At 62.3% G+C, this 21,798-nt stretch carries 24 protein-coding genes; 10 read left to right on the top strand and 14 right to left on the bottom strand.

Annotated elements, in window-relative coordinates; genetic code table 11:
• Nucleotides 1-14 precede the first annotated feature (14 nt).
• Together Q0859_RS08520 and tkt are read right to left on the bottom strand one after the other, a co-directional pair.
• Entirely contained in the window at nt 15-722 is a 708-nt protein-coding gene (locus tag Q0859_RS08520) for an SDR family oxidoreductase (RefSeq protein ID WP_299149755.1), read from the bottom strand.
• Between the two features lie 314 nt (nt 723-1,036).
• Nucleotides 1,037-3,052 (bottom strand): transketolase, encoded by a 2,016-nt coding sequence (gene tkt / locus Q0859_RS08525; RefSeq protein ID WP_299149757.1) that lies wholly within the window; start codon nt 3,050-3,052, stop codon nt 1,037-1,039.
• A 302-nt stretch (nt 3,053-3,354) separates the two neighbouring features.
• On the opposite strand from tkt, the gene Q0859_RS08530 reads away from it, so the two are divergent.
• Together Q0859_RS08530 and Q0859_RS08535 are read left to right on the top strand one after the other, a co-directional pair.
• Nucleotides 3,355-3,828, top strand: coding sequence for a hypothetical protein (locus Q0859_RS08530; protein ID WP_299149759.1), 474 nt, complete (start codon nt 3,355-3,357; stop codon nt 3,826-3,828).
• Nucleotides 3,828-4,226, top strand: a complete 399-nt coding sequence (locus tag Q0859_RS08535) for a cell division protein ZapA (protein ID WP_299149761.1) — start codon at nt 3,828-3,830, stop codon at nt 4,224-4,226. The genes Q0859_RS08530 and Q0859_RS08535 overlap by 1 nt, the downstream gene beginning before the upstream one ends.
• Before the next feature lie 98 nt (nt 4,227-4,324).
• Here Q0859_RS08535 and grxD read toward each other — a convergent pair whose 3' ends face one another.
• From grxD to Q0859_RS08550, 3 genes are read right to left on the bottom strand one after another with little or no spacing between them, the layout of a single operon-like run.
• Complete coding sequence (grxD, locus tag Q0859_RS08540; RefSeq protein ID WP_299149763.1) at nt 4,325-4,687, bottom strand: Grx4 family monothiol glutaredoxin; 363 nt, start codon at nt 4,685-4,687, stop codon at nt 4,325-4,327.
• 1 nt (nt 4,688) lies between these two features.
• On the bottom strand, nt 4,689-4,994 hold the full coding sequence (locus tag Q0859_RS08545; RefSeq protein ID WP_299149765.1) for a hypothetical protein: 306 nt from the start codon (nt 4,992-4,994) through the stop codon (nt 4,689-4,691).
• Nucleotides 4,991-5,230: a BolA/IbaG family iron-sulfur metabolism protein gene (locus Q0859_RS08550; RefSeq protein ID WP_299149767.1), complete on the bottom strand. Its 240-nt coding sequence runs from the start codon at nt 5,228-5,230 to the stop codon at nt 4,991-4,993. Before Q0859_RS08550 ends, Q0859_RS08545 begins: the two co-directional genes overlap by 4 nt.
• Before the next feature lie 184 nt (nt 5,231-5,414).
• Between Q0859_RS08550 and Q0859_RS08555 the strand changes: the two genes are divergently transcribed.
• The 6 genes from Q0859_RS08555 to Q0859_RS08580 all read left to right on the top strand — a co-directional run bounded on the left by Q0859_RS08555 (nt 5,415) and on the right by Q0859_RS08580 (nt 11,817).
• A complete protein-coding gene (locus tag Q0859_RS08555; protein WP_299149769.1) occupies nt 5,415-6,383 on the top strand; it encodes an XdhC family protein in 969 nt (322 codons plus the stop codon).
• Nucleotides 6,380-7,372 carry a molybdopterin-binding protein gene (locus tag Q0859_RS08560; protein WP_299149771.1) on the top strand — a complete coding sequence of 331 codons (993 nt, stop codon included), beginning with the start codon at nt 6,380-6,382 and terminating at the stop codon, nt 7,370-7,372. Before Q0859_RS08555 ends, Q0859_RS08560 begins: the two co-directional genes overlap by 4 nt.
• Nucleotides 7,373-7,525: 153 nt before the next feature.
• Nucleotides 7,526-8,011 carry a (2Fe-2S)-binding protein gene (locus Q0859_RS08565; RefSeq protein ID WP_299149773.1) on the top strand — a complete coding sequence of 162 codons (486 nt, stop codon included), beginning with the start codon at nt 7,526-7,528 and terminating at the stop codon, nt 8,009-8,011.
• Between the two features lie 120 nt (nt 8,012-8,131).
• The gene (locus Q0859_RS08570; RefSeq protein WP_299149774.1) at nt 8,132-10,492 is read left to right on the top strand and encodes a xanthine dehydrogenase family protein molybdopterin-binding subunit; all 2,361 of its coding nucleotides are present in this window, start codon (nt 8,132-8,134) and stop codon (nt 10,490-10,492) included.
• A 94-nt stretch (nt 10,493-10,586) separates the two neighbouring features.
• Nucleotides 10,587-11,375: a xanthine dehydrogenase family protein subunit M gene (locus tag Q0859_RS08575; RefSeq protein WP_299149776.1), complete on the top strand. Its 789-nt coding sequence runs from the start codon at nt 10,587-10,589 to the stop codon at nt 11,373-11,375.
• A 73-nt stretch (nt 11,376-11,448) separates the two neighbouring features.
• Nucleotides 11,449-11,817, top strand: coding sequence for a Rid family hydrolase (locus Q0859_RS08580; protein WP_299149779.1), 369 nt, complete (start codon nt 11,449-11,451; stop codon nt 11,815-11,817).
• On the opposite strand, the gene Q0859_RS08585 is transcribed toward Q0859_RS08580, so the two are convergent.
• Nucleotides 11,814-12,563, bottom strand: coding sequence for an SDR family oxidoreductase (locus tag Q0859_RS08585; protein WP_299149781.1), 750 nt, complete (start codon nt 12,561-12,563; stop codon nt 11,814-11,816). The two genes, Q0859_RS08580 and Q0859_RS08585, sit on opposite strands and share 4 nt — an antisense overlap.
• Before the next feature lie 88 nt (nt 12,564-12,651).
• Nucleotides 12,652-13,203 (bottom strand): translation initiation factor IF-3, encoded by a 552-nt coding sequence (gene infC / locus Q0859_RS08590; RefSeq protein ID WP_299150205.1) that lies wholly within the window; start codon nt 13,201-13,203, stop codon nt 12,652-12,654.
• A gap of 206 nt (nt 13,204-13,409) precedes the next feature.
• Between infC and Q0859_RS08595 the strand changes: the two genes are divergently transcribed.
• Complete coding sequence (locus Q0859_RS08595) at nt 13,410-14,360, top strand: hypothetical protein (RefSeq protein ID WP_299149783.1); 951 nt, start codon at nt 13,410-13,412, stop codon at nt 14,358-14,360.
• A gap of 90 nt (nt 14,361-14,450) precedes the next feature.
• Here Q0859_RS08595 and Q0859_RS08600 read toward each other — a convergent pair whose 3' ends face one another.
• The 6 genes from Q0859_RS08600 to cysG form a co-directional block, all read right to left on the bottom strand.
• Complete coding sequence (locus Q0859_RS08600) at nt 14,451-15,302, bottom strand: ferredoxin--NADP reductase (RefSeq protein ID WP_299149785.1); 852 nt, start codon at nt 15,300-15,302, stop codon at nt 14,451-14,453.
• 119 nt (nt 15,303-15,421) lie between these two features.
• Nucleotides 15,422-15,832, bottom strand: a complete 411-nt coding sequence (locus tag Q0859_RS08605) for a DUF934 domain-containing protein (protein WP_299149788.1) — start codon at nt 15,830-15,832, stop codon at nt 15,422-15,424.
• A complete protein-coding gene (locus Q0859_RS08610; protein ID WP_299150207.1) occupies nt 15,829-16,527 on the bottom strand; it encodes a phosphoadenylyl-sulfate reductase in 699 nt (232 codons plus the stop codon). Before Q0859_RS08610 ends, Q0859_RS08605 begins: the two co-directional genes overlap by 4 nt.
• A gap of 65 nt (nt 16,528-16,592) precedes the next feature.
• On the bottom strand, nt 16,593-18,257 hold the full coding sequence (locus Q0859_RS08615) for a nitrite/sulfite reductase (RefSeq protein WP_299149791.1): 1,665 nt from the start codon (nt 18,255-18,257) through the stop codon (nt 16,593-16,595).
• Nucleotides 18,257-18,556 (bottom strand): DUF2849 domain-containing protein, encoded by a 300-nt coding sequence (locus Q0859_RS08620; protein WP_299149793.1) that lies wholly within the window; start codon nt 18,554-18,556, stop codon nt 18,257-18,259. The genes Q0859_RS08615 and Q0859_RS08620 overlap by 1 nt, the downstream gene beginning before the upstream one ends.
• Nucleotides 18,556-19,965 (bottom strand): siroheme synthase CysG, encoded by a 1,410-nt coding sequence (cysG, locus tag Q0859_RS08625; RefSeq protein WP_299149795.1) that lies wholly within the window; start codon nt 19,963-19,965, stop codon nt 18,556-18,558. The genes Q0859_RS08620 and cysG overlap by 1 nt, the downstream gene beginning before the upstream one ends.
• Nucleotides 19,966-20,109: 144 nt before the next feature.
• Here cysG and Q0859_RS08630 point away from each other — a divergent pair, with 144 nt between their 5' ends.
• The gene (locus tag Q0859_RS08630) at nt 20,110-20,577 is read left to right on the top strand and encodes an Lrp/AsnC family transcriptional regulator (protein ID WP_299149797.1); all 468 of its coding nucleotides are present in this window, start codon (nt 20,110-20,112) and stop codon (nt 20,575-20,577) included.
• A 4-nt stretch (nt 20,578-20,581) separates the two neighbouring features.
• On the opposite strand, the gene Q0859_RS08635 is transcribed toward Q0859_RS08630, so the two are convergent.
• The gene (locus tag Q0859_RS08635; protein ID WP_299149799.1) at nt 20,582-21,748 is read right to left on the bottom strand and encodes a cytochrome P450; all 1,167 of its coding nucleotides are present in this window, start codon (nt 21,746-21,748) and stop codon (nt 20,582-20,584) included.
• Nucleotides 21,749-21,798 lie beyond the last annotated feature (50 nt).

Consider the following 21,798-nt stretch of genomic DNA (forward strand, 5'->3'; position numbering starts at 1 on the left):
AATGGCCGTGGCCCCTAGACGGACCGCGTGATGCCACCATCCACACGAATATTCTGACCTGTGATGTAGGCGCCACCGTCTGAGGCCAGGAATGCGACCACGCTGGCGATCTCGTTCAAAGAGTTCCCATAGCGCCCCATGGGGACCATCGCACGGAACTCTTCCTTTTCGGGCAGGCTGTCGATGAAACCGGGCAATACATTGTTCATACGAATGTTTTCAGCGGCGTATTTATCGGCGAAAAGCTTGGTAAAGGCGGCAAGGCCCGCACGCATCACACCAGAGGTCGGAAAGACCGGGTTGGGCTCGAACGCGGCGAAGGTCGAGATGTTGATGATCGCCCCACCGCCTTGTTTTTGCATGATCGGGGTCACAAGGCGGGACGGACGCACGGCGTTGAGGAAGTAAACCTCCATGCCTTCGTGCCAGTCCTCGTCCGTCAGTTCCAGCACGGGCGCGCGTGGGCCGTGGCCTGCGGAATTGACCAGCACGTCAACGCGGCCCCAATGGCCCATGGCTGCATCGACCAGTTTTTGCAGATCGTCCCCGGACTTGTTCGTTCCCGTGATACCGACGCCGCCCAATTCCCTTGCCAAGGCTTCGCCTTTGCCGGAAGACGACAGGATGCCGACCTTGAAGCCGTCCGCGGCCAAGGCCCGTGCACTGTCCGCGCCCATGCCGGACCCGCCCGCGGTGATCAAAGCTACTTTTGCGTCAGACATGATATCTCTCCTGTTTCAGGTCTTCTTGATATCGCCGATGATATTCATTGTCGCCATCTGAGGGATCACAGTTTTTGGCGGTGGTCCCCGCCGCGATATACCCCGCGCGCCAGATCATGCCTGCATGCGGAAAATGTCATTTCCAGAGCCTGAAATTGTTTACCCTCCCGAAACAAAAGACGTTTCCGCACAACCGCCATTTGTGTACCGCACAGCATCAGCAGGCAATTCGGCCTCAAAGCAGGCCCTCACACATGAAAAAAGGCCCCGACATATCCGCCGGAGCCCCCATATCCAAAAAACCAAAAACCCTGCTACAGCAGTGCCTTGGCCTTCTCGACCACAGCCTCGGCCGTGATCCCGAACTTTTCGAACAGCACGTTCGCAGGCGCTGATGCCCCGAAACCGTCCATCCCGACGAAATCCGCCTTGTTCCACTTGCCCCGCTCGCCCACCAGCCAGCGGTCCCAGCCCTGGCGCACGGCGGCCTCGATCCCGATGCGCACCGCGCCCGCAGGCAGGATGCGGCGGCGGTAGGCTTCGTCCTGCTCGGCGAACAGCTCCATGCACGGCATTGATACGACGCGGGTGCCGATCCCGGCCTCTTCCAGCGTGGCGCGGGCCGCCAGTGCGATAGACACCTCAGAGCCGGTTGCGATCAGGATCACTTGACGCTTGGCCTCGGCCTCGGCCAGCACATAGGCCCCTTGCGCGCTCATGTTCTTGAGCTTGTGTTCTGTGCGCACTGTGGGCAACCCTTGGCGGGTCAGTGACAGGACCGATGGGGTTTCGGTTGCCGATAGTGCCAGTTCCCACGCCTCGGCCGTTTCGACTGCGTCCGCAGGGCGGAACACATGCGTGTTGGGCGTGGCGCGGCTGATGGCGAGGTGTTCGACGGGCTGGTGGGTCGGCCCGTCTTCGCCAAGACCGATGGAATCATGCGTCATCACGAACACCGTGGGGATCTTCATCAACGCGGCCAGCCGCATCGCGGGGCGTGCATAGTCGGTGAAGCACATGAACGTGCCGCCATAGGGACGGATGCCGCCGTGCAGCGCCATGCCGTTCATCGCCGACGCCATGCCATGTTCGCGGATGCCCCAGTAGATGTAGCGCCCCGAGCGGTTATCAATGTCGAACACGCCCATGTCGCCGGTCTTGGTGTTGTTCGACCCTGTGAGGTCGGCTGAGCCGCCCACGGTTTCGGGCATGACCGGATTGATGACTTCCAGCGTTTTCTCGGACGCGGCGCGGGTGGCGAGTTTGGGCGCTGCTTCGGACATCTGCTTTTTGAACGCCTTGATCGTGGCCGACAGTTTCTTGGGCACTTCGCGGGCAAGGGTGCGGTTGAACAGCGCCTGCTTGTTGGCCGAAATCCCGGCAAAGCGGTCTTCCCATTCCGCGCGGACGCTCGCACCGCGCTTGCCGATCTCTTCCCATGCGGATTTTACGTCTGCGGGCACATCGAAAGGGCCGGTCGTCCAGCCATAGGCGGACTTGGCAGCGGCCATCTGGTCGGCATCTGTCAGCGCACCATGGCCTTTGGACGTGTCCTGCGCGGCGTGCCCAAGTGCGATATGGGTCTTGCAGGCGATCATCGTGGGTTTGTTCTGGCCCTTGGCCTTGGTGATGGCCGCATCAATGGCGTCCGGGTCGTGCCCGTCAACCTCGATCACGGCCCACCCGGCGGATTTGAAGCGTTGGGGCTGGTCGGTGGTGTCCGACAGGGTGACAGGGCCGTCGATGGTGATGTTGTTGTTGTCCCAGAACACGATGAGTTTGGACAGCTTGTGGCGCCCCGCAAGGGTGATGGCCTCCTGGCTCACGCCCTCCATCAGGCAGCCGTCACCGGCGATGACATAGGTGTGGTGATCCACGACCTTCTTGCCAAAGCGGGCGCGCAGGATTTCTTCGGCCATGGCGAAGCCGACCGAATTGGCGATGCCCTGACCAAGCGGGCCTGTGGTGGTCTCGATGCCGCTTGCGTGGCCGTATTCGGGATGGCCTGCGGTGATGGCTCCCCACTGGCGAAAATCGCGCAGCTGCTGGATGGTCATGTCCTCGTACCCGGTCAGGTGCAGCAGGGAATAAAGCAGCATCGACCCATGGCCCGCCGACAGGATGAAGCGATCGCGGTCGGGCCAGTTGGGCGCGGAGGCGTCAAATTTCAGGTGCTTTTCGAACAGGACCGTGGCGACATCCGCCATGCCCATGGGCATGCCCGAGTGGCCGGAATTGGCAGCGGCCACGGCGTCCAGTGTGAGGGCGCGAATGGCGGTCGCTTTGGACCAGTGGTCAGGATGGGCGGTGCGAAGGGCGGTCAGGTCCACGGGGTCAGATCCTTTGGGCAAGAAGAGTTGAGGCTGCATATCAGCCAAGGCCCAAAGATCAAGGCGATGTCGCGCCTGGGGCCATGTGGGGCCTGGGTGGGGCGGGTGCGCAATGCGCACTTCAACGCCGCCTTGCAAGTCCCTGATCGCAAAGGGGGCGCATTTCGCAAATGCATTGGCTAGACTATCGTTCAACCGCATCACGCAGCGATTCGCACAGGTGCGCGCCGAAAAGACTTGGACGAGAATTTGACGAATTGTGCCAAAGGCACGGGGTAAGAGACGAGGGGACGGGCGTCGAGATGAGCGAGATTGATGCACTGCAACAACGGCTAACGGCCGCAATAGACCGGATCGCGACCCAGATGGGCGCGCTTGGCGGCGCGGGTTCGGGGGACACGGGCGCGCTTGAGGCTGCTTTGGAAGATGAACGGCTGGCCAATGCGCAACTGAATGAGCGGGTGCGCAAACTGTCCGAAAAGCAGGACAGCGCCGCGCAAGAGGCCGCAAATGCAACGGCTGCCGCGCAAGAGCGTGTCGCGACGCTGGATCTGGAATTGCAGCGGCTGCGCAAGGCCAACGATCAGTTGCGCCAATCCAACGCGGCCCTGCGTCTGGCCAATGAGGAAGGCGTGGGTGAGCCGCATCTGATCAACAAGGCGATGATGGCCGAACTGGAAGCTCTGCGCGCGGCGCGCGCCGCAGATGTGGCCGAAGCCTCAAGCATCATCGGGGCGCTTGCGCCCTTGCTGGACGCCAAAGAGGAGGACGCCTGATGCCCGAAGTGACCATTTCCATCGGGGGCCGCCAATTTGCGGTGGCCTGTCAGGAGGGTGAGGAAAACTACCTGCACTCTGCCGCCAAGATGCTGGATGATGAGGCGCAGGTGCTGGCCGATCAGGCAGGGCGGATGCCCGAAGCGCGGATGTTGCTGATGGCGGGTCTCATGCTGGCCGACAAGACCGCAAGCGTCGAGGATCGGATTTCCGAGGTTGAGGCGACGCTGGCCGAACGCGAGGCCGAGTTGGAGGGGCTGCGCACCATGGGCGCACCAGAGCCCGAGCGGATCGAGGTGCCGGTGATCCCGACCTCTGTCACGGAAACGCTGGCCGAACTGGCCGCACGCGCCGAGGCACTGGCCGCAGAGGTCGAAGAGAAGACAGCATCCGCCTGACACGACCCACAGGCTGATCCAAAGGAAAGGCGGACCCCGGAAAGGGCCCGCCTTTCGCTGTTTCAAGGTAAGGCGCACGTGTCGTGCGCCCGCCCGGATCAGCCGTTTGCTTCGCGGATCTTGTTGGCGGCGTCCTTGTCATAGGTCACGCCATTTTCCTCGAACAACGTGTCCAACTCGCCCGACAGGGTCATTTCGGTGATGATATCGCAGCCACCCACAAACTCGCCTTTGACATAGAGTTGCGGAATGGTGGGCCAGTCGGAAAATTCCTTGATGCCCGAGCGGATCTCTTCATCCGCCAGCACGTTCACATCGGCAAAGTCGATGCCCATGTAATTCAGCACGCCCGCCACCCGGCTGGAAAAGCCGCATTGGGGCATGGTTTTGGTGCCTTTCATAAACAGCACCACGTCGTTGGCGTTGATGGTGTCTGTGATGCGGGCGTTGGTGTCGCTCATGTCAGTCTTCTTTCTTGTTGTAGGCGCGGTGATAGCGCGCGGCATAGGTTTCATCTTCGGGCATCGGGGCCACATATGTGCTGCTGCGGCCCACCATTTCACCGTCGCGGCTGCGTACCATGTTCACCCGCTCAAGCGCGTCGTTCTGGCGGGTGACCCGGTCGATCAGGTCCATATCCATTGCTTCCATCCCAAGGGGAACGTCGCGAATTTGGTCCATCTCGGCCCGTCCCGGACGGCGCGCCGCCAGGGATTGGCGCGGCATGCGCCGAAAGGGACGCATCAAGAGATCGACCCACGTGGTCACGGGGCCTTGGTCGTCAGCGCGAGTGCGTGCAATTCGCCATGGCTGCCATCCATCTTGCCCTTGAGCGCCTTGGTCACGGCCCGGTGCTGTTGTACCCGGTTCATACTGGCAAAGGACGCATCCACCACCTCGGCGGAATAGTGATTCCCGTCCCCCGCCAGATCGGTGATCGTGATCTTGGCTTGCGGAAAACTCTCGCGGATCAGCTCTTCGATCTCTTGGGCTTGCATCGGCATGGGGTGTCTCTCCGGGAACTGCTTGGTGCAGATTTAGGGCGGCAGGGGCAAAGGCGCAAGCATTTGCGCGTGCAACAGGCCTGTGCGCAGGATGGGCTTGTGTCCGGCGGGGGCGGCGGACTACGATTCTACCTGACCAGATCCGCGCTGCGCGCGCGCAGCGCCTCACAGGACATGACGCACTATGACATCCGTTGAAACCGCACCGGAACAGGCCCTCGCATGGGTGAACGCAGGGCAGGGGGCCGCCATCGCCACCGTGATCGAAACATGGGGCAGTGCCCCGCGTCGTGCAGGGGCGCAGATGGTGGTGTCTGCAACCGGGGATATGATGGGGTCCGTCTCGGGCGGCTGCGTTGAGGGGGCTGTGGTTGTCGAGGCGATGGAGGCGCTGGAGGATGGCGCGCCCCGCGTGCTGGAATACGGGGTCAGTGACGGGGATGCCTTTGCGGTGGGTCTGGCCTGTGGTGGTACCATCAAGGTGCTGGTTGAACCTGTCGGGGCGGCGATGCCCAAGCAGATGTTGCAGGATCTGGTGGCGCACCGCGCCGCGCGCACCCCGGTCGCCTATGTGGTCGACCTTGATACGTGGGCACGCCGCCTTGACACGTCAGGACATGACAGCCGCTTTGCCGCGGACCGCACGGGGGTGGACGAGGACGGGCGCACCTTTGTGGCCATTCACAACCCGCCCTTGCGTCTGGCCGTGGTCGGGGCGGTCCATATCGCCCAGGCCCTTGTGGCGATGGCGCGGGTGGCGGGCTATGATCCGGTGGTGATCGACCCGCGCGAGGCCTTTGGTTCTGCCACCCGCTTTCCGGGCGAAAGGGTCATCAATGACTGGCCGGACGAGGCGCTGGCTGAGGTTGGCCTTGATACCCGCACCGCCCTTGTCCTGCTGACCCACGACCCCAAGCTTGACGATCCGGCGCTGCATCTCGCGCTGAATTCGGGCGCGTTCTATATCGGCGCACTTGGGTCGCGGCGCACCCATGCCAAGCGGGTCGAGCGGCTGGAGGAGGCCGGGTTCGCGCCCGGTCAGATCGCGCGCATCAAGGGGCCTGTGGGCTTGAACATCGGGGCCGCCAGCCCGTCCGAGATCGCAGTGTCGATCCTGGCCCAGATGGTTGAAACGCTGCGGATGACCAAATGATTTTTGGCCCCGTGCAGACGGCTGCGGCAGCGGGCGCGATCCTGGCCCATTCCATGCCGGTGCCGGGCGGGCGCATTCCGAAGGGAACGACGCTGACCCCGGATCACCTGCGCACCTTGGCCGAGGCCGGGCACGATCAGATTGTCGTGGCGCAGGTGCAATCGGGTGATGTCGAGGAAAACGCCGCCGCCGCGCGTCTGGGTGCCGCCTTTGCGCCAACACCTGAGGGCGTGGGGTTGCGCATCAGTGCGGCAGGCGCGGGGCGCGTGAACCTTTATGCCACTGTGCCGGGGGTTGTCCGTCTGGAGGTCGAGGCTGTGGACCGCGTCAATGCCGTTGATCCGATGATCACCATCGCGACCGTCCCGCCATGGCACCGGGTCGAGGCGGGCACGATGGTTGCCACGATCAAGATCATCTCCTATGCGGTGCCCGAGGCGGCTCTGATTGCCGCGTGCGGTGCCGCGCCCGGTGCGATTTCCGTGGCTCCTTCGCAATTTCAGACGGCCACGTTGATCGAAACACAGGTCGGGGCCGACCCCCCAAACACCAAGGGACGTGATGCGCTGACGGGCCGTCTGGATCGCCTTGGACTGACGTTGAGTGATCGGCATGTGGTGCCCCACGAGACCGACGCCCTGGCGCGCGCGATTGCGCAGGCACCGGGGCAGGTGGTCTTTGTGCTGACCGCCTCGGCCACGTCAGACACGCGCGATGTGGCCCCCGAGGCCCTGCGCATGGCGGGCGGGCAGGTGACCGCCTTTGGACTGCCGGTCGATCCGGGCAACCTGCTGTTTTTTGGACAGATCAAGTCGCGCCCCGTCATCGGCCTGCCGGGCTGTGCCCGCTCGCCTGCGCTCAACGGGGCGGATTGGGTGCTGGAACGGCTGATTTGCGGTATCGCGCTTGGGCAGGACGACATTTCGGCCATGGGGGTTGGCGGTTTGCTCAAGGAAATTCCGACCCGGCCCCGCCCGCGCAGTTCTTGAAGTCCCTTCCGCAATGCGCGCAGCGCCCGCGCGCTGCCTGAGCGCCCGCACAATCCTGCGAATTGGGAAGGCTTGCAAAGTTTTAGGTTCTCAACTGCAAGACACCATGCTTAACTCTCATCCAAACCGAATAGAGAAAAAGGGGAGGATGCTATGACACAGGTCAACATGACCGTGAACGGAAAGGCTGCGTCTGGCGACGTGGAAGGGCGCACGCTGTTGTCGTCATTCCTGCGCGACCAGCTGAAATTGACCGGCACCCATGTGGGATGTGACACGTCGCAATGCGGGGCCTGCGTCGTGCATGTGGACGGGGTGGCGGTGAAATCCTGCACCATGCTGGCCGCCGAGGCGGATGGTGCGGATGTGGCAACCATTGAAGGACAGGCCAATCCGGATGGGTCGCTGAACGTGATCCAGCAGGCGTTTCAGGACCATCACGGGTTACAATGCGGGTTTTGCACGCCGGGCATGGTAATGAGCACGGCGGCCTTGTTGAAAGGCAACCCCAAGCCGTCCGAAGCCGAGGTGCGTGCCTATCTGGAAGGCAATATCTGCCGCTGTACGGGCTACCATAACATCGTCAAGGCGATCATGGCCGCGTCCGGTCAGGACGTCGGGGCCATCGCGGCTGAGTGAATTCTATGACGTAGACCGCCGGGGGCCAGCCCCCGGGACCCCCGGAGTTTATCTGGCAAGATGAAGCAGGGGACGAGGTAAAGGCGGGCATCGCCCGTGTGACATTCAGGGAGGAATATCATGCCAAAAGATGGTGGAATTGGTGCCAGCAGCAAGCGGCGCGAGGATGTGCGGTTTCTGACAGGGGTCGGCAACTACACGGATGACATCAACATTCACGGACAGGCGTATGTGTTCTTTCTGCGCTCGGACATGGCGCACGGGACGATCAACAGCGTGGATACGTCAGCGGCTGCCGGCATGCCCGGTGTGGTCCAGATCTTTACCGGCGCGGATTTTGAGGCTGTCGGCTCGATTCCCTGCGGCTGGCAGGTGACCGACAAGCACGGTGAAGTCATGCAGGAACCCCGTCACCCGGTGCTGGCCCATGGCAAGGTGCGCCATGTGGGTGAACCCATCGCCGCCGTGGTCGCCGAGACGCTGGAACAGGCCCGTGATGCGGCCGAGGCGATCGAACTGGATATTTCCGAACTGCCCGCCGTTGTCGATATGAAAGAGGCGCTGAAGGACGGTGCCGCCAAGGTCCATGACGATCTGAACAACAACCTTTGCTATGACTGGGGGTTTGTCGAGGAAAACAAGGCGGCGACGGATGCGGCCTTTGAGGCGGCGGCCCATGTCACCACCCTTGAGCTGGTCAACAATCGTCTCGTCGCCAACCCGATGGAGCCGCGCGTGGCGGTGGGTGAATATGCCCGCGGCACGGATGAGCACACGCTTTATACCACGTCGCAGAACCCGCATGTGATCCGTCTGTTGATGGGGGCCTTCGTCCTTGGCATTCCCGAGCACAAGCTGCGCGTCGTCGCCCCGGATGTGGGTGGTGGTTTTGGGACCAAGATCTTCCACTATCAGGAAGAGGCGTTTTGCACATTTGCCGCCAAGGCCTGCAATCGGCCTGTCAAATGGACCTCGTCGCGTTCCGAAGCGTTCGTGTCGGACGCCCATGGCCGCGACCACGTGACCAAGATCGAACTGGCGCTGGACGGCGACAACAACTTCACCGCGCTGCGCACGGAAACCTATGCCAATATGGGTGCATATCTGTCGACTTTTGCGCCTTCGGTACCCACGTGGCTGCATGGCACGCTGATGGCTGGGAACTACAAGACCCCGCTAATCTATGTGAACGTCAAGGCCGTGTTCACCAATACGGTGCCTGTGGATGCCTATCGGGGTGCCGGTCGTCCCGAGGCGACGTTCCAGCTTGAGCGGGTCGTGGACAAGGCGGCGCGTGAATTGGGTGTCGACCCGGTCGCGCTGCGCCGTCAGAACTTTATCACCGAGTTCCCCTATGCGACCCCTGTGGCCGTCGAATATGACACCGGCGACTATCATGCGACCATGGACAAGTTGGAGTCGATGATCGACCGCGATGGCTTTGCCGCGCGCCGTGCTGAAAGCGAGAAGAACGGCAAGCTGCGAGGTCTGGGTGTGAACTGCTATATTGAGGCCTGCGGGATCGCGCCCTCGAACCTCGTGGGCCAGTTGGGTGCGCGTGCGGGCTTGTATGAAAGTGCCACCGTGCGTGTGAATGCTACGGGCGGGCTGGTTGTGATGACCGGCAGCCACAGCCACGGGCAGGGGCACGAGACCTCCTTTGCCCAGGTGGTCGCCGAGATGATCGGCATCGACGAAAACATGGTCGAGATCGTGCATGGCGACACCTCCAAAGTGCCGATGGGCATGGGCACCTACGGGTCGCGCTCGCTCGCGGTGGGGGGCTCGGCCATGGTGCGCGCCACCGAAAAGATCATCAACAAGGCCAAGAAGATCGCCAGCCACCTGCTTGAAGCCTCTGAGGGGGATATCGAGTTGAAGGATGGTGCCTTCTCGGTTGCGGGCACGGACAAATCCGTGGCCTGGGGGGATGTGACCCTGGCCGCATATGTGCCGCACAACTATCCGCTTGAGGATATCGAGCCGGGTCTGGAAGAAACGGCGTTTTACGATCCGTCCAATTTCACTTATCCTTCAGGGGCTTATGCCTGTGAAGTTGAAGTAGATCCCGAAACGGGCAAGGTCACCATCGAACGCTTTGCTGCGGCCGATGACTTTGGCAATATCGTGAACCCGATGATTGTGACCGGGCAGGTTCATGGGGGGCTGGCGCAGGGGATCGGGCAGGCGCTGCTTGAAAACTGTTCCTATGATGAGAATGGGCAGCTGCTGAGCGCGTCCTACATGGATTACGCGATGCCACGGGCTGATGATCTGCCGATGTTTGACGTCGATCATTCCTGTCAGACGCCGTGTACCCACAACCCGCTTGGGGTCAAGGGGTGCGGCGAAGCGGGCGCGATCGGCTCGCCTCCATCGGTCGTGAATGCGGTGGTCGATGCGCTGCAATCGGCTGGCAAGGATGTCACCCATATCGACATGCCCCTGTCCCCGGATCGTGTCTGGGCCGCAATGCAATAGGATTGAGAGTGCGGGACTGGGGCGCTGCCCCAGACCCCGGAGTTTATTTGGCAAGATGAAGATGGATCATCGCGCCATGAGGAAGGACTGAGAGATGTACAACTTCGAATTCGAGAAGCCCGAAACCGTGGCGGATGCGGTGGCCGCATTGGCGCCAGAGGATGCGCAGGCACTTGGTGGTGGGCAGACCCTGATCCCGACCCTGAAACAGCGCCTTGCCAGCCCGACCACTTTGGTCAGCCTCAAGGGCATCGCCGAGATGCAGGGTGTGTGCAAGGGGGATGATGGGTCGATCTGCATTGGTGGGGCCACAAACCACGCCACTGTGGCGGCCGAAGCTGGCGATTATCCGGCCCTGGCTGAAACGGCGGCCCATATTGGCGATCCTGCGGTGCGCAATCGTGGCACTATTGGCGGATCGCTGGCCAATAATGATCCCTCTGCCTGCTATCCGGCGGCTGCACTGGCGTCCGGGGCCACCATTGTCACCAACAGTCGCGAGATTGCGGCGGATGACTATTTTCAGGGCATGTTCACCACCGCGCTGGAGGACGGCGAAATCGTGACCGAGGTCCGCTTCCCCGTGCCTGAAAAAGCCAACTATCAGAAGTTTGTCCAGCCTGCCTCGCGCTTTGCCTTGGTGGGTGTCTTTGTCGCCAAATATAGCGACGGGGTGCGTGTGGCGATTACGGGTGCATCCAATGACGGTGTGTTTCGGTGGGCCGAGGCCGAGGCCGCTCTGACCGCCAATTTCGCACCCGAGGCGCTGGATGGCTTGAGCCTGAGCGGCGATGACATGATCAGTGATCTGCATGGCACCGGTGCCTATCGCGCCCATTTGTGCAATGTGATCACGAAAAGGGCGGTGACGGCTGCGGCCTGATCGCAGGTCCCCGTCCCACCATGATCAGGGCCCGGGCATTGCCTCGGGCCTTTTTCCATTCGAAAGGATGCTTATGCCCGCAGATCATGCGATCCAACGGTGGCCAGCCCCTGTGCGCGGGCGCAGCCTGACTGTGGCCCATGGTGGGCTGGTCTATGCTGTGGCCTATGACCCGGACGCCGCCCCGGGGATCACAGCGCAGACTGCCAATGCCTTGAATTTTCTGGAGGCCCGTCTGGCGGAGGCGGGCAGCGCAAAGTCCGGGCTGTTGCAGGTGACGATCTATTTGCAGGACATGAGGCAAAAATCCGAGATGGATGCGGTGTGGACAGACTGGATCGGCGCGCCGGACAACTGGCCGCAACGGGCGTGCATGGGCGCTGATATCGGTGACGGCGGCACAACCCTGATCGAGATCGTGGCGATTGCAGCCAGGATCTAGATCGACCCGGCTTCGACCATGAAATTGTTGGCCGTGCACATGGCCGCATCATCCGAGGCCAGAAACAGCACCATCCGCGCCACATAGACCGGGTCGATCAGGTCCGGCAGGCATTGGCGCGCGCGGTGCGCCTCAAGCCCTTCGGGCGTGGCCCAGAGTTCCTTTTGTCTGTCGGTCATAATCCAGCCGGGCACCACGGTGTTGACCCGAATGCGGTGATCGCCCAGATCGCGGGCCATGGTGCGGGTCAGCCCGTGCACGGCGGCCTTGGCGGTGGTGTAGGCCGGAAATCCGCCGCCCGCCTCCCACCATGAGTTCGAGCCGAGGTTGATGATTGAGCCGCGCTCTGCCGCAATCATGCCCGGTGCGACGGCCTGAATGGCAAAGAACATGTGGCGCAAGTTTGTCTGCATCCGTTCGTCCCAATAGTCGGGCGTCACATCCTGCCAGGCGTGGCGATCATCGCGGGCGGCGTTGTTGACCAGCACGAGGAAAGGGGCGACCTGATCGGCCAGCGTCGCAATGGCGGTACGGGTTGCATCAATGTCGCGCAAGTCGCACAGGGCGTGCCGGGCACCTGTGGCGGCGCTGACGGCGGCCGAGGCGTCCGCATCCCGGTCCAGAAAGGCTACGCGTGCACCCTGGGCGGCAAAGGCTTCGACGGTGAGCCGACCGATACCAGAGGCCCCGCCGGTGACGAGAACGGGCGTGCCGGACAGGCTGGGATAATGGGCGAAATCGGGCATGTGGGCTCCTGCGGTGCGTGCGTGGGGGATGAAAAAGGGCGCCGCATGATGCGACGCCCCTGGTCTCTGACATGTTATCAGGTCGCGCCTAGCCCTTGGCGGGCATGGGGCCGATCAGCATGACCATCTGGCGGCCTTCCATCTTCGGGAAGTTTTCGATGCGGCCATGGTCCTTGGTGTCTTCGGCAACCCGTTCGAGCAATTCACGGCCGAGGTTCTGGTGGGCCATCTCGCGGCCCCGGAACCGCAATGTCACCTTCACCTTGTCGCCGTTTTCAAGGAACTTGAACACGTTGCGCATCTTGACGTCATAGTCGTTGGTGTCGGTGTTGGGGCGGAACTTGACCTCTTTGATCTCAATGATCTTTTGCTTTTTGCGGGCTTCGGCCTCGCGCTTTTGGGTCTCGTACTTGAACTTGCCAAAATCCATGATCTTGCAGACCGGGGGGCTGGCATTGGGCGAAATTTCTACCAGATCAAGACCGGCCTCTTCGGCGAGGTCCATGGCGCGATCTGGGCTTACAACTCCTACGTTTTCTCCATCAGCGCCAATCAGGCGGATTTCGGTGGCGCGGATCTTGTCGTTGACGCGCGGGCCGGTGTCTCGTTGGGGCGGCGCGTTGTGGGGTCTGCGAGCGATGGTGGTCGTCCTTTGATCATTTCCGAAAAGTCAGGCCAAAACGTAGCCGTTGGGCGGGGCACCTTCAACCCTAAGAATCGGCTGGACTGCGCCCAAATTGGCGATTTTCCCCCTTGAACCTTTCCTTTGTGACGCGCATTTGACACCGCAATGTCAGCACGTCCGCGTGACGCGCGTTTGGCGTAGGACAATAAGAGGACTGGGTGATGAAAAATCTGATTTGGATTGTGATAGCGGCGGTGATCGCGGGTGGGGCATATCTGCTTTATTCCGGCCAAACCCCGACCGAGGTGGTGAACGAGGCGGCAGAGGCGGTGAATGCCCCCGAAGCTTTGGAGAATGTGGACGAAGCGGCGGATGCTGCGGTTGATGTGACCCAAGATGTGGCGGGTGATGTGAGCGAGGCTGCGGACGCTGCTGTGGATACGGTGACGGATGCGGCGGATGCAGCAGCGGATGCCGTCAGCGACACCGTGGGCGAGGCGGTGGATGCCGCGACAGACACGGCGCAATCGCTGGTCGAAACCGGTGAGGATGCTGTTGATGCCGCGTCCGATGCGGCAAGCGATGTGGCGGATGCCGTGACCGGCACCGCAGAAGAGACGGCTGATGCCGTTGCGGATGCAGGTGACGCTGCTGCCGACACAGCTGCCGAGGCTGTTGATGCAACAACCGACGCTGCCGAAGCGACCGCAGATGCGGCGGGCGAGACCGCTGCCGAGGCCACAGAGGCTGCAACAGATACAGTTGCACAAGCGACCGATACTGCGGCTGACACAGCAACCGAGGCGGCCGAGGCTACAACCGAGACGGCAACTGAGGCAGCGGATGCCACGGCTGACGCAGCCGAGGCGGCCGCTGACACAGCGACCGAAGCGACAGAAGCGACGACTGAAACAGTGACCGAAGAGGCTGTGGACACCGCAACGGACACAGCGACCGAGGGCACCGAAACGGCCGCAGAGACAAGCGGTATTGCGGATCTGCTGAGCGTGGATGGTTTCGACTTTGATAAAGTCGCCGCCATGATCGACAACTCGGAGCAATTGAGCGTTGTGCAGAAAACGACTCTCAAGGCCGGGATCGACAAGGCACGTGACAATCCCGAAGTGCTCAAAGGTCTGTTGGATCAACTGAAGACGGCTATGGGTCTCTGATCCGGCTCCCTTCGGGCCGACTGAAACAAGAAACCGCGCCCTGATCACTCGGGGCGCGGTTTTTTCATGTCTTGCCGTCAGGGCCGTGTGTCAGCCCACAAACGCCTTTTCCACAACAAAGTGTTTGGGGTCGGAGTTCGCGCCTTCTTCCAGCCCGAACCCTTCAAGGATGCGCTTGAGGTCTGTGTTCAGCCCCAGGGATCCGCAGATCATGGCGCGATCCGTGTCTACGTTGATGCCCTCAATCCCGAGGTCCCTGAACACCGCACCATCCTCAAGCAGCGTAGTGATGCGGCCCATCTTGGGGCTCTCTTCGCGGGTGGTGGTCGGATAATAGCGGATCTTGGCGAGGTTCTCGGCCCCGATCAATTCCTGCATCATCTCGTCGGCCTGCAAATCGGCGATCAGCTTGCGTCCGTATTCGAGCTCGGCCACGTCACGGCAGGTGTGGGTGACAATGACCTCGTCGAACTTCTCGTAGGTTTCAGGTTCGCGCAGCAGCGAGGCGAAAGGCGCAAAGCCTGTGCCTGTCGCAAAGAACCACAACCGTTTGCCGGGCAGCAGCGCGTCATGCACCAGGGTACCGACAGGCTTGGGGCGCAGGATGATCTGATCACCCGGCTGGATGTGTTGCAGCCGTGATGTCAGCGGGCCGTCCTGCACCTTGATCGAATAGAACTCCAACTCGTCATCCCATGCGGGCGAGGCGATGGAATAGGCGCGCAGCAGCGGTTTCTGCTTGCCGGTTTCAGGGTGCGGTTCACCCATCAGGCCGATCATCACGAACTCGCCTGACCGGAAGCGCAAGGACGCAGGCCGGGTCACGCGGAACGAAAACAGGCGATCGGTCCAATGCTGCACGGACGTCACGGTCTGGGCATCGGGCAGGGCGGGGGTGGCCTTGACGGCGGTGGTCTGGTTCACGGGGCTTTGCTCGGTCATGGATATGTCAACGCAGGATTACACCTGCACCTCTTGTTTTAGAAAGGGTTATTTGAAGCGGCCAGAGGGCGAAACGCCGCGCGCCGCCTTGATTTTGGTCCTGGTCTACCGGGATGGGGTCAGTGGTTTGACGTGCCGCGCAGACGGGCCTGATAGTCATGGGCCTGCCAGTCAGCGCGGGCCTGCCACTGATCCTCGGGCTGGCGGGCGGCCAGCGCCTGACTGATCTCGACCTCGTCAAAGCCGGACCGGCGCGCCATGGCATATTGATCGGCGATCACGTGACCTTGGGCGCGCAAACGGCCCTGATAGCCGCGCAGGCGCAGCGTGCGTGCGATGGTAAAACCGCGCCCGTCCGCAAAGCTGGGGAAATCCACGCGGATGATATCCGCGCTCAGCGGTATGGTGTCAGGATCGGCATCCGATGGCACATCAAGCGCCACCGCGTCATTGGCTGCCTCGCCGAGCGGGGTATAGCCGCGATCCCATGTGTCGGGGCCAAAGCCCTGGTCGGTCACGAGAATGGTCATGTTTGCTCTCCTGTTCGCACCATCCTGCCGTTCACAAAATGGATGCCGCATTCGTCCTTGTTCTGATCGCGCCACCGGCCTGCGCGCGCCGCTTCCCCGTCCGCGACGGGGGATGTGCAGGGCGCACAGCCGATGGAAGGGTAGCCTTGGGCCACCAGCGGATGCCGGGGCAGGCGGTTTTCGGCCATGTAGTCGGCCACATCCTCGGGTGCCCACCGCGCCAGCGGATTGACCTTGATCCGGTTGCTGCCCGCTTCGACTTCGAAAAATTCGAGGGCCGCGCGGCGGTCGGATTGATACCGCTTGCGCCCGGTGATCCAGCCTGTGTGGGCTTTCAACGCCTTTTGCAGGGGGCGTGTCTTGCGCAAGGCACAGCACGCATCCGTGTCGCGCTGATGCAGGGTGCCATCCGGGTCCTCGGGGGTGATGTTATCGGCCCGAATGATGCGCAGGTTGCTCAGCCGCAGCCGCTCGGCCACGTCCATCTGATAAGTCAGCGTTTCGGCAAACAACATCTCTGTGTCGATGAAGATCACCGGCACGTCCCGTTTGATCATGGCCGTGAGGTGCAGCAGGACCACAGATTCCGCCCCGAAACTGGACACCAGCGCAATATCCGGTACCGCCTGAAACGCTGCGCGCAGCACATCCGTTGCGCCGTGATGGCTCAGTTGCGCATTCAGCGCACTGACCATCACGTCCGCATCGGGGCTGGCCGGCCCTTCGGGGAGAGTTTTTCGGGCAAGATGAAGCATGGGATCTATTCCGCGGCCACCTTCGTTTCGGGGTAGAGCGCGGTCTTGAAAGGGGCCATGCCGGTGCGTTTGTAGGTGTCAAGGAACGCCTCGTCCTGGCTGGTGCGCAGGTCGAGATATGTATCCACGATCCGCTCGACTGCGGGCACGATGTCATCCGCCGAAAAGCCGGGCCCGACCCGGTCACCCACGGCCGCCGTTTCGGTGTGATCCCCGCCAAGCGTGATCTGGTAGTTTTCGACGCCTGCGCGATCAAGGCCGAGGATGCCGATATGCCCCACATGATGGTGCCCGCAGGCGTTGATGCAGCCCGAAATCTTGATCTTGAGTTGCCCGATATCGTGTTCGCGCTTGAGATCGTCAAAGCGGGTGGCGATGTCTTGTGCGATCGGGATCGAGCGGGCTGTGGCCAGCGCGCAATAGTCCATGCCGGGGCAGGCGATGATGTCGCTGATCAGCCCGATATTGGCGGTGGCGAGTTCGGCGTTTTTCAACGCAGCGTGAAGCGCGGGCAGGTCCGAGACATGCACATGGGGCAGGATCACGTTCTGTTCGTGGCTGATGCGCAATTCGTCATGGCCGTATTGTTCGGCCAGATCCGCCATCAGCCGCATCTGGTCGCCCGTGGCGTCGCCGGGGGTTTCGCCGTGTTTTTTCAATGAGATGGACACGATCTTGTACCCGTCCGCCTTGTGCGCAGTCAGGTTCGTGTCGGCCCAGGACCGGAATAGGGGATCGCTGTGATAGGCATCCTTGAAGGTCGCCTCGGACGCGGTCTTGAATGTCGGGGGTGCAAAATGTCCTTCGATCTCGCGCAGCATCTGCTGGTCCACGCCCGAGAAGGTCGCGCGCGTCTGCACGAAACGATCCTCGACCAGGCGGCGGATTTCGTCGATGCCATGTTCGTGCACGGTGATCTTGATGCGCGCCTTGTACTTGTTGTCGCGCCGCCCGATCTGGTTCCAGACCGAGACGATGGCTTCGAGATAGGGCAGCAGATCAGCTTCGGGCAGGAAGTCATTGATAACCTTGCCGATCATGGGTGTGCGGCCAAGGCCGCCACCGACGATAACTTCGAACCCGCGTGCGCCGTCGCGTTCGACCATCCGCAGCCCGATATCGTGTGCTTTCGTTACTGCCCGGTCATTGGGCGAACCGGTGATTGCGATCTTGAACTTGCGCGGCATGAACTGGAATTCGGGGTGATCGGTGGACCATTGGCGCAGTAATTCGGCGACGGGGCGTGGGTCTGCGATCTCGTCCGCGGCAGCGCCCGCAAAATGGTCCGCCGTCACGTTGCGGATTGTGTTGCCGGAGGTCTGGATGGCGTGCATCCCCACCTCTGCCAGAGCATCCAGCATGTCCGGCACGTCCTTGAGCGCGGGCCAGTTGTACTGGATATTCTGACGGGTCGTGAAGTGGCCATACCCCTTGTCCCACCGATCCCCGATCTCGGCCAGTTTGCGCATCTTGGCGGAATTCAGCGTGCCATAGGGGATCGCGACGCGCAGCATATAGGCGTGCAGTTGCAGATAAAGCCCGTTCATCAGACGCAGCGGCTTGAATTCATCCTCGGTCAGCGCACCGGAGATGCGGCGTTCCACTTGCGCGCGGAACTGGGCGTTGCGTTCGGCCAGAAAGGCGCTGTCGAATTCGGAATAGCTGTACATCAGGACAACTCCACTTGTTTGCCGTGGGCATAGTTGGAAGGGCCGGTCGCGCGAAAGGTTTCGCGGAAATGGGCGGGGATGGGCACGCCGTCCGACAGCGCCACGTCGGCAAGGTAAGCACCCACGACCGTATCGACCTGCTGGCTGGCCTCGATCAGGCGCAGGTCTGCATCGGCCTCGTCTTGCAAGACTTCGGCCTCGGCCAGTTTGCGGGTCCAGCCGGTCGCCGTCTGATAGATCACGTCGCCTGCAAGCAGGTGATTGGCGGTCACGACTTTGGGAGTGAAGATCTTGGGCATCAGCGGGCCTCCTGCGCGGTCAGCGGCATGGTTGGAACATGGGGGATGGCGGCCTGCGCGGCACGTGGGGCAAGGCCGATAAAGGTGAGGGCGGGGCCGTCCATCCGGGCCTGCGCAATCGTCGGCTCCATCTCGGCCACGGTGGTGGACAGCACGCGCTGATCTGCGCGCGAGGCGTTTTCGATGACTGTCACAGGCGTGTCGGGCGCGATGCCGTGCATCAGCAGGCGGCCCTGGATGAAACGGGCGGATTTCTTGCCCATATAGATGGCGGCTACTTCACCGGGATTGGCCAGTGCGCGCCAGTCGTGATCGGCAAAGCCCTTCATATCGTGCCCCGTCAGGAAGCGGACGGAGGTGTTGCGCCCCCGCTTGGTCAGCGATTGCCCGATGGAGGCGACGGCGGCAGAGGCCGAGGTGATCCCGGGCACGATGTGCCAGTCAAGACTTGCTTTGGTCACCGCGTCGATTTCCTCGTCCAGACGGCCAAAGACGGTGGCATCGCCGGATTTCAACCGCACGACCTGCGCGCCTTTGGTCCCGTGCGCCACGATCAGATCGTTGATTGTTTCCTGCGGGGTGGAGGGGCCGAACGCCTCTTTGCCCACGTCGATCATGGTCGCTTCGCGGCGGGCGAGTTCGAGGATTTCGGGGGAAATCAGGCGGTCATAGATCACCACGTCAGCCTCATCGAGCGCCTTGCGCGCCTTGAGCGTCAGCAGTTCGGGATCGCCCGGACCTGCGCCGACAAAGGCGACATGGCCCTTGCGCGTGTCTTTCAACAGATGGTCAGCGAGCAGATCGTCAAGCGCGGGCTGGACCGCTTCGACCCCGTTTGCAAACGCCTTGGGGCCGGCGTTGAAATAGTAGTCACGCCAGAAATCGCGGCGTGCGCGGCCAAAGGGCAGGGCGTCGGCGGCTTTGCGGAAAGCTTTGCCGATTGCCGCAAGGGTGCCTAGCCCCGTGGGCAGGCGTTCCTCAAGGTCGGCCTTGATGGCGCGGGCGAGCACGGGGGCTGCCCCTTCGGTGCCGATGGCGATGGTGACGGGGTCACGGTCGACGATGGCGGGTGTGATGAACTGGCTGTCGATGAGGTTGTCCACGATGTTGACCAATGCGCCGTCGGCATGGGCGATGGCGGCGGTGCGCTTATCCTCGTCCGCATCCTCATCGGCGGCATAAAAGAGGGCGGCGCACATCGCATCGCCCGGTTCCATCGCGCGCGGGATCAGGGTCAACTTGGCGTCACGCGCCCATGCCTTGATTTCGGGGGCCGCGTGGGGCGCAAAAACGGTGAGATTGGCCGTGGTCTTCATCAGCAGGCGCAGCTTGGCCATGGCCGCATCGCCGCCGCCCGACAGAACGATCCGGCGTCCGGAGGTGTTCAGGAAGATGGGAAAATGGTTCATGGCGTGGCCCTCGGGTGGCTGATTTCTTGCCCTCAATATAGGATATTGTTCTGGTCCGTTGCCAGTATCGCGGCTAGATAAGGACATATGTTCTGCAATGATGCAGGTGCAGAACGCCTGTCACGGTTTTGGAAGGGGATCGGAATGTCTGTTCGCATTGATGAGGTGGATCGCAAAATTCTGGCCGAGCTGCAGCGCGACGCCAGCCAGTCGCTGGACGATATTGCCAAGGCTGTGGGGTCCTCGAAGACCCCGGTGTGGAACCGAATCCGCAAGCTGAAAGAGGGCGGCGTGATCGGCCAGCAAACCGTGTTTCTGGATGCAGAGGCGCTTGGGTTCGAGGCGTGCTTTTTTGTTCTGATCCGTACCTCGGAGCACGAGGCCGACTGGCAGGCGCGGTTCCTCAAGGCGTTGCGCGACCGCGCCGAGGTGCAGGAGGCGCACAGGCTGGCAGGCGATATCGACTATATTCTCAAGGTGCGGGTCAGGAACGCGCGTGCGTATGACGCCTTCTATCAGGCGCTGATTTCAGAAGTCAGAGTGCACAACGTGACCGCGCTGTTGTCGATGGAAGAGATCAAGTCGACCACCATGCTGCCGCTCGAGGCCTGACCGTTCAGGCCTGCACCATCAGTTGATCCAGCTTGTGGAAATGGTAGGCATCCGCAAATTGTGGGGCGTCGGTGATCCGCAGCTTAGGCGCATGGGCGAACAGGGCGGGCAGGGCGATTTGCATTTCAAGCCGGGCCAGTGGTGCGCCGACGCAGAAATGCACGCCCCCGCCAAAGGCGAGATGCGCAGGCTTGGGACGGGCCGGGTCAAAGCGGTGGGGGTCTGGAAACACTTCAGGATCACGCCCCGCCGCCCCAAGCATCAGCGCGATCTCATCGCCCGGCTCCAGCACGTGCCCGCCCACCTCGATGCGCTCATAGGCATAGCGGGTGAACATGTGCAGCGGCGGGTCGAACCGCAGCAGTTCCTCCACGGTGCCGTCGATCCGGTCGGGGGTCAGCGCGCCGGTGGTGCCGGTTTCGATCAGGCATTTCACCGCATTGCCAAGGGAATGTACCGTCGCCTCGTGCCCCGCATTCAGCAGCAACACGCAGGTGCCGATCATTTCATCGGGGCTGAGGCGGGCACCATCCTCTTCGGCGGTGATCAGTTGGGTGATCAGGTCGTTGCGCGGGTCATTGCGCCGCTCGTCGATATAGGCGCGCAGGAAGGTGGCGAATTCGTCCGCTGCGGTGTTGGCCGCATCCTCAATCGCGCGCGTGCGCCCGGCCTGATACATCGCCACCATCGCCGAAGACCAGCGCAGCAGGTCCGGGGCCATCGCCTCGGGCACGCCCAGAAGGCGGGCGATGACGCGCACGGGCACGTGCTGGCAATAGGCGGGGATCAGATCGAACGGCCCGTCCGGCAGACCCGCCAGCAGATCGGCGCAGATATCGGTGATGTCCGGGGCCAGCCCTGCGATCCGGCGCGATGTAAACGCATGCAGGACCAGACGGCGCAGGCGGGTGTGGGCGGGGGCCTCAAGCTCAAGCAGGGAATGGCGTTCAACCGCATCAAAGGCGGCCAGATGGGCCGGTGCCTCGGTGCGCCCCGGTACGGCGCGGCCCAAACGGCGGTCGCGCAGCAGCGCGTGGACCGTGGCGTGATCAAAGGCGGCCAACATTCCATAGTCCTGCCAGACCTGCACGGGACTTGCCGCACGGGCTGTGTCGTAGACCGGATAAGGGTTCTGGATGAAGGCGGGATCGTGGGGCGACTGGATCAACATGAGCCATGATGTCTCAGGTCGGGTGCGCCTTGGCAAGCCCTGATCCGCGG

The organism is uncultured Tateyamaria sp. (genome assembly GCF_947497045.1).
Taxonomy (GTDB): Bacteria; Pseudomonadota; Alphaproteobacteria; order Rhodobacterales; family Rhodobacteraceae; genus Tateyamaria.